Origin of the sequence: Amaricoccus sp., from assembly GCF_017995835.1 — a bacterium.
Classification (GTDB): domain Bacteria; phylum Pseudomonadota; class Alphaproteobacteria; order Rhodobacterales; family Rhodobacteraceae; genus Amaricoccus.
In genome coordinates, this window is the sequence record NZ_JAGOID010000136.1 from 1 (window position 1) to 6,236 (window position 6,236).

The following is a 6,236-nucleotide window of genomic DNA, read 5'->3' on the forward strand; positions in this document are numbered from 1 at the left end:
CGGCGCCGCCGGGCAAGCCGACCGAATTCGCCCGATCCCGCTCGGGGAGATGGCGCGGCGCTATGCCGCCGGCACCCTCGACCCCGCGACGGCTTGATCGGGCCTCCTCAAGAACTGGAGCTATTCGGATGAAACCCGAAGACGCATCGGCCTACGCCCGCGACCTCTGCGGCATCGCACCGGTCATTCCGGTGATCGTCGGCAGGGATCTGGTCCATGCCCGACCCTTGGCAAAGGCCCTCGTCGCGGGCGGCCTGAAGGTGCTCGAAGTCACTCTCCGCGCCCCGGCGGCGCTGGACGCGATCCGCGCGATGGCGGAGGTCGAGGGGAGCGTTGTCGGGGCGGGCACGCTTCTGACCGCCGCCGACGTGAAGGCGGCGAAGGGCGCGGGCGCGCGTTTCGGCGTGTCGCCCGGGGTGACGGATTCCCTGCTCGACGCCTGCGAGGACGAGGGGTTGCCGCTTCTCGCCGGGACTGCCACTGTCTCCGAAGCGATGAGGCTCCTTGAGCGCGGCGACAGCGTGGCAAAGTTCTTCCCCGCTGAGAGCCTGCTTCAAAAGAGTTGAGCGGTTTCAGAAGGTTGTGATTCTGTCCGGTTTCCAGACTGAACGGAGCCACGGATGCCTTGGACTGAAACCGCTCGCCGGGAGTATCGGCGGGCTGCGCCGCGCTATGCAAGCGACATGACCGATCGGGAATGGGCGTTGGTCGCGCCGTTCATGCCGCCGCCGCGCCGGCTGTGGGTGCTGCTGGCGCCGACGGCGATCGTCTTCATCGCCAACATGCTGTGGTTCGGATGATGAAGACGCCGCGGCTTTTCATCGGCCTTTGCGCCTCGTTTCTTCTCTCCGGAGGGTCGGTTCAAGCCGACGTCTGGGAGTTCGACAGACAGGGGAACGTCCTCGTCTCGCCAGATACGCATCGCGCCGATAATTGGTATTATGTGAGAAACGTTTCCGGTAAGGGTGCGGGTAAGCTGGTCTCGGTGTCCACCCGGAATGCCGACAGCGCCGTCTACCGGCCGATGGCCGAGGGTGTCGCCGAGGTCTACGCGGCCGATCCCGCGGTCGCCGGCGCCGGCCTCGACGAGGAAGACTTCGTCCGGCTCTTCGTCGCTCTGATCGACCAGGAGTCGCGGTTCAATCCGCGCGCGCTGTCGCCGAAAGGCGCGCGCGGGCTCGGCCAGCTGATGCCGGAGACAGCGGCGCTTCTCGGCGTCGACGCCGGCGAGCCGATGGCGAACCTGCATGGCGCCGCGCGCTACCTGACGGCGCAGCTCGCCGAGTTCGGCCGGGTCGACCTGGCGCTCGCCGCTTACAACGCCGGGCCGCAGCGCGTCGCGCAGTACCACGGCGTCCCGCCGTATCGCGAGACCCGCGACTATGTCGCCCGGATCACCGCCGCGGCCGAGCTCGCCGGAGCCGCCCGTCCTAAGGCCGGCCGCCCGGCGCCGGTGCACGCGGTCGCCACCGCCACCGCTCTCGACGACTCCAGCGCCCTCGATGACGACGTCGGCGTCCTCGAGCCCGCGTCTCTCGCAGCCCCCGCACAAGGAACCGTGCTCGAATGGAAAAGATAATGCTCCTCACCCGGAAGGCGGTCGGGCTCCGGCTCCCCGCGGTCGCGCCCGCCGGCACCCAGCTCGCCTGGCTGCTGCTGGCGCTCCTCGCCGCCACGGTGCTCCTCGGCGGCCCGGCGATGGCGCAGGACCTCTCGCCGATCGACACCTTCTTCACGACGCTCGGCACGGCGCTGACCGGCACCACCGGCCGGGCGATCGGCCTCGTCGCGCTCGCTGCCGTCGGCATCATGTTCCTCTTCGGGCGGATGAACATGGGCTTCGCCGTCTCGATCTGCGTCGGACTGGTGCTGCTGTTCGGGGCCGCGACCATCCTGAGTGGGTTCGCGTGAACGCGCCCTGCTTCCAGGCGCTGACGAGGCCCGTCTCGATGGCGGGCCTGCCCCTCACCTACGTCGTCATCCTGGCGATGACGGTGATGGGCGGCTTCATCGCCACGCTCTCCTTCGTCTGGTTCGCGGTCAGCGCGGTCCTCGGCTACGCCGCGCTCCGGGCGCTCGCCGCCTGGGACCCGCGGATCTTCGACGTGATCTTCACCAGCCTCCGGCGCACCCCGCTGCCGGCGGCCTGGCTCCGCGGCAAGGGGGTCGTGTACCGTGCTTGAGAGCGTGAAGAGCCTCGCCCGCCGCCGGCTGGAGCCGAAGGAGCGCGCCGACGACGCGCTCCTGATCCGGCACTTGCCCTACGTCACCGCGCTGACCGACGACGTGCTGATGCTGCGCGACGGCGAGATCATGGCGACCTTCGCGGTCGACGGGATCGGCGCTGCCACCGCCGAGAGCGTGCTCGTCGGCGACGTGGCGGACGCGGTGCAGGCGGTGGTGGCCCAGGCGACCCCCGACCTCGGCTTCCACCTCCACCGCGTCTCCTTCGTCGCCGACGCGCGGCTCAGCACCCCGCTCGATGCCGACCCCTTCGCCTTCGAGGTCGATCGCCGCTGGCAGGCGGCGCTCGCCGCCATGGAGCTCCGCGAACGCCGCTCGTTCATGACCGTGGTGCTGCGGCCGCAGAAGATCCTCGGGCTCTCGACCCGGCTCTTCGGCGCGGGGGCGACGGCGCAGCGCGACCACCTCACCCGCCGGATCGAGCGGTTGGACGAGGCGGTCTCCTACCTGATGGAGACGCTCGGCGTCGCCGGCCCGGAGCGGCTGACCGTCGGCGACGGGCGCTGGCTCGGGCTCCTCAGGACGCTCGTCACCGGGCGCTTCGAGCCGACCCCCCTGCCCCAGAGCTTCGAGCCGGTGGCGAACCTCGTCGCCGGTTCGAGCGTGCGCTTCGAGGGCGATCGCTTCGTCGTGCCCGGCGCCTCGACGACCGACATGCGCTTCGGCGCGGTCTTCTCGCTCAAGGCCTACCCGCCCTCGACCGCGCCGGGCATCTTCGACCACTTCGACCTCGACTTCGACAGCGTCGTCACCCACTCGTTCACGCCGATCGAGCAGTTCGAGGCCCTCGCCCGCATCCGGCGGACGGTGCGTCAGATGGGGGCGGCCGACGACGCCGCGGCGTCGCTCCGCGGTCAGCTGATCGACGCGGCCGACGACCTCGCCTCGGGACGCATCTCTTTCGGGCTGCACCATGCCTCGATCGCGGTGTTCGCCCGCGACGAGGAGGAGCTCGACGAGGCGGCCGCGCAGGTGCGGGCCTCCGGCCAGCGCGCTGCTTGCGTGCTCGTGCGCGAGGACATCGGCGCCCGGGCGACCTGGTTCGCCCAGCATCCAGGCAACCATGGCTATCGCGCCCGCGCGGCGATGGTCTCGTCGCGGAACTTCGCCCACTTCACCGCGCTCCACGCCGCGCCCGGAGGCCTTCGGCAGCCGGAGACGCCGTGGGGCGAGGCGGTGACCATCCTTCCGACTGTCTCGTCAAGTGCTTACCGCTTCAACTTCCATCTCGGCGGCAAAGCCGGCGAGCGCACCGTCGGCCACACGCTGGTGCTCGGCCAGACCGGCTCGGGCAAGACCCTCGGCACTGCCTTCCTGATCGCGCAGGCGCGACGGACCGGCGCCCGCGTCATCGTCTTCGACAAGGACCGCGGCCTCGAGATGCCGGTCCGCGCCATGGGCGGCGCCTACAGTGCCGTTCGGCTCGGCGAGGCGACGGGGTTCAATCCGTTTGCTGCAGAGACCGACGACCGCGGCCGCGCCTGGCTCTCGGACTGGCTGGCGGCAATGCTCTCCCGTGAGGGCGCGCTCACCGCGATCCAGAGCCAGGCGCTCACCCAGGCGGTGGCGGCGAACGCCGAGACTGACCCGGGCTTGCGCACCCTCGCGTCGTTCCGCCGGCAGTTCCGCTCGGTCGACGATGACGGCGCGCTCTACGACCGCATGGGCGACTGGGACGCGGACGGCAGCTTCGGCTGGCTCTTCTCCGGCGCGGGTGTCGACAGCCTCTCCTTCGACAATCCGGTGACCGGCTTCGACCTCACCGAGATCTTCGACACCGACGCCGTCCGCACCGCCTGGCTCTCCTACGTCTTCCGCCGCATCGAGCGGACGGTCGAGGACAGCCGGCCGACGCTCCTCGTCCTCGACGAGGCCTGGAAGCTCCTCGACGACCCCTACTTCGAGCGCCGTCTGAAGGACTGGATGCTCACCATGCGCAAGAAGAACGTCGCAGTGGTGCTGCTGACCCAGCGCGTCGCCCACATCCGCGAGAGCAAGGCCGGCGGCTCGATCCTCGAATCCGCGGTGACGACGATCCTCTACCCGAACTCGCGCAACACCGCCGAGGAGCTGGCGCCGCTGGCGCTCAGCGACCGCGAGCTCGACTTCGCCTGCGTCAGCGCGCTCGAGGCGAGGCTGGCGCTGATCCGCTCCGGCGGCGCCAGCGCCATTGTCGACATGGACCTCCGGTCTCTCGGGCCCCTGGTGAAGGTGCTCGGCGGCGGCGCCGGCGAATGGGCCTCCGAGGGCTGGCACGAGCGCCCCGACTTCTGGAAGGAGATTGCCTGATGCGCCCGAGATTGAGGTGGCTCTGGATCGCGCTGGCAGCGGCAGCGCTTGCCGGCTGCGCCGGCTACACCGACAAGACCAGCCCCTGCGTCTGCAACTGGGCGCCGATCGGCGATGGGACGGTGCCGGCATGACGCGACGCATCCGCAAGGTGGTGGCGCTGGCGGCGGCAGCAGCGATTGCCGTTCTCGCGGCTCCGGTCGACCGCGCCGCGGCCCAGGGCGTGCCGGTCTACGATGCGACCAGCGTTGCCAAGCTGATCGAGCAGATCGCCACCCAGGCCGAGCAGCTCGCGACGATGAAGTCCCAGCTCGAAAGCCTGACCGGCGCCCGCGGCATCGGTGCCTTCCTGAACGCGCCCGAGGACATCGCGGCGCGGGCCGCAGCGACCAACCTGACCGGCATCGTCGACGGCGCCATCACCGGCAGCCCGATCCTCGGCAACACCGCGCGCCTCGCCTCGGCCATCGAGCGGCTAAAGGGCAACTACCAGCTCGACCTGCTCGGCCCCTACGCCAGCTCGGACATCGTCCAGTATCGGGCCCTCGCCAATCTCGGCGGCTCGTCGCTCGCGGCGATGGCGACCGGCGAGGACAGCTACAGCCGCGCGAACGAGGCGATGACCCGGGTCAACCAGCTGGTGCCGCGGATCGACGCCAACACCGACGTCAAGGCGGCGATCGACTTCAACACCCGAGTCCAGATCGAGCAGATGCAGGTCATGAACGAGCTCCTGCGGGTGCTCTCGGCCCAGGCCAACGCCACCGGCGCACAGGCGCTGTTCATGACCCGCGAGCAGATGGCGTCGCGGGAGTTCATGAAGGTCGGAGCGGGAGGGATAACCCCATGAGGACGAGGCAAATAGCGGCGGTTGCCGCAGTCTTGATGACGGCCGGTGGAGCACAGGCGGCCGGCGGCTCCTTCGCGTGCAAGGACGGCTTCGGGACCATGAAGGAGGTCAAGGCGCAGGTCGGTGGGAGCTCAGGCTTCATCAATATCGTCAGCCTGTATGTCGCTCGTTGGGACGCACAGAAAGCGCGGCAGCTGTGCTCGGCTTACGCCGCGGGAGAGCCCGTCACGATCAGCTGTCTGGACGGCCAACGGGATTGGAGCGCGATCAAGGCCTCAATTCCGCCCGACTACTTCGGCGGCAGCAACCAGCAGCTCGCCGACGCCTACACCGCCGAGGTGGCAAAGGGGACGGGCCACCTGGAGGCCTTGCAGTACTGCCGCGGCGTCGGCGCGGTGAAGTAGCTGCTGGCGGAGGACGAGAATGGCCACCTACATTCAGGACACGCTCGATCTGGTCGATGGCGCAGTGGCGACCTATGCCCAGAGCGTGTTCGTGGATATCGGCGGCCCGATAGCGACGACGATCCGTCTTGGCGGTTTAGTGTCCCTCGCATTCCTCGGGATCAACGTCATGATGCAGTGGGTGCCGCTGCGGGTGACCGACTTCGTGAAGTGGGGCGTGCGCTACCTGATCATCTTGGCGGTGGCGAGCTCCTGGGGCCAGTTCCTCCCCTTCTACGACATGCTCACCAATGTCCCGAGTTCGGTCGGCGCTGCCCTTCTCGACGTGTCGGCAACGACGACCTTGAACGGCGCGCTGGACGAAATGGTGACGTCGATCTTCGACTTCTCCGATCGGGCGGCCGACGAGAGCGGCTTCTTCTCGATCAGCCTGCTCTCGATTGTCCTGG

General features: G+C 69.4%; 8 protein-coding genes and 2 pseudogenes. All 10 read left to right on the plus strand.

From position 1 onward, the window contains the following. Positions 1–128: 128 nt before the first annotated feature. Positions 129–548: pseudogene (locus KBA23_RS15065) on the plus strand (keto-deoxy-phosphogluconate aldolase); the annotation flags it as partial. A gap of 72 nt (positions 549–620) precedes the next feature. Then, positions 621–740: pseudogene (locus KBA23_RS15070) on the plus strand (IS5/IS1182 family transposase); the annotation flags it as partial. Between the two features lie 245 nt (positions 741–985). Next, complete coding sequence (locus KBA23_RS15075) at positions 986–1,579, plus strand: lytic transglycosylase domain-containing protein (protein WP_366935325.1); 594 nt, start codon at positions 986–988, stop codon at positions 1,577–1,579. Further along, complete coding sequence (locus tag KBA23_RS15080) at positions 1,579–1,911, plus strand: TrbC/VirB2 family protein (RefSeq protein WP_290742557.1); 333 nt, start codon at positions 1,579–1,581, stop codon at positions 1,909–1,911. The genes KBA23_RS15075 and KBA23_RS15080 overlap by 1 nt, the downstream gene beginning before the upstream one ends. Further along, the gene (locus KBA23_RS15085; protein ID WP_290742560.1) at positions 1,908–2,183 is read left to right on the plus strand and encodes a VirB3 family type IV secretion system protein; all 276 of its coding nucleotides are present in this window, start codon (positions 1,908–1,910) and stop codon (positions 2,181–2,183) included. Before KBA23_RS15080 ends, KBA23_RS15085 begins: the two co-directional genes overlap by 4 nt. Continuing rightward, the gene (locus KBA23_RS15090) at positions 2,176–4,533 is read left to right on the plus strand and encodes a type IV secretion system DNA-binding domain-containing protein (RefSeq protein ID WP_290742563.1); all 2,358 of its coding nucleotides are present in this window, start codon (positions 2,176–2,178) and stop codon (positions 4,531–4,533) included. Before KBA23_RS15085 ends, KBA23_RS15090 begins: the two co-directional genes overlap by 8 nt. Continuing rightward, complete coding sequence (locus KBA23_RS15095; protein ID WP_290742566.1) at positions 4,533–4,667, plus strand: hypothetical protein; 135 nt, start codon at positions 4,533–4,535, stop codon at positions 4,665–4,667. Before KBA23_RS15090 ends, KBA23_RS15095 begins: the two co-directional genes overlap by 1 nt. Further along, entirely contained in the window at positions 4,664–5,383 is a 720-nt protein-coding gene (locus tag KBA23_RS15100) for a type IV secretion system protein (RefSeq protein ID WP_290742569.1), read from the plus strand. The genes KBA23_RS15095 and KBA23_RS15100 overlap by 4 nt, the downstream gene beginning before the upstream one ends. Positions 5,384–5,481: 98 nt before the next feature. Next, positions 5,482–5,787 carry a hypothetical protein gene (locus KBA23_RS15105; RefSeq protein WP_290742572.1) on the plus strand — a complete coding sequence of 102 codons (306 nt, stop codon included), beginning with the start codon at positions 5,482–5,484 and terminating at the stop codon, positions 5,785–5,787. 19 nt (positions 5,788–5,806) lie between these two features. Further along, a partial coding sequence (locus KBA23_RS15110) for a type IV secretion system protein (protein WP_290742574.1) occupies positions 5,807–6,236 on the plus strand: 430 nt, incomplete at its 3' end.